At 44.5% G+C, this 908-nt stretch carries 1 protein-coding gene; it reads right to left on the reverse strand.

The genetic code is table 11. The annotated features are described in order from the left end of the window. On the reverse strand, positions 1-908 hold a 908-nt coding region (locus SAY88_RS24550), incomplete at both ends, for a nitrite/sulfite reductase domain-containing protein (RefSeq protein ID WP_488803305.1).

The following is a 908-nucleotide window of genomic DNA, read 5'->3' on the forward strand; positions in this document are numbered from 1 at the left end:
TTGAATTCTTGTTGTAATTCTTCTTTCTCAACAATTTCCTTCCATGGATCTTTTCCAGTTGAAAGAGCGACGTCCATTCTTTCAATTAGGGCTTTACGACCTTCTTCGTCTTCAAGAACGACTTTCTTCATATGATCTAAACCAACTCGCTCCACAAAGTGAGACGTTCTCTCCAAATATCTTGCATTTTCTCTGTAATATTGCATAAACGCACTGATTGTATCAATGATCTCTTCTTTTGTTTTCACTTTACAGAATAGGTCTCCACCACGCAGGTCGACCCCGCCGTTTCCACCGACATACAGTTCCCAGCCACCATCTACTCCGACAACACCAAAGTCTTTAATGCCAGACTCAGCACAGTTACGTGGACAAGCGGATACAGCCATTTTTACTTTATGAGGTGTGTTGATGTATTCAAACTTCTTCTCTAATTCGACACCTAGCCCAATGGAGTCTTGTGTTCCAAAGCGGCAGAACTGCTCTCCGACACATGTTTTGACCGTACGAAGCGCTTTTGCATATGCAGAACCGGATCTCATCCCGAGATCGCTCCACACTTTCGGCAAGTCTTCTTTTTCGACTCCAAATAAGTCAATTCGCTGGCCCCCGGTTACTTTCAAAAGAGGGACGTTGTATTTATCTGCCACGTCGGCAATTTTCCGAAGCTGATCAGCATTCGTTACCCCGCCATACATTCTTGGTACGACCGTAAATGTTCCGTTATGATTGATGTTGGCATGGACACGCTCATTAATGAAGCGAGATGTTGGGTCGTCTGCATTTTTAATTGGGTCAACCATTTTCAAGTAGTAGTTAATCGCAGGGCGACACTTCGAACAGCCTTCATCTGATTCCCAGCCTAATACATTCATCACTTCACGTGGGTGTGAAAGGCCAAGCTCGCG

This window comes from Halalkalibacter flavus, assembly GCF_036663575.1.
Taxonomy (GTDB): domain Bacteria; phylum Bacillota; class Bacilli; order Bacillales; family Bacillaceae_D; genus Halalkalibacter; species Halalkalibacter flavus.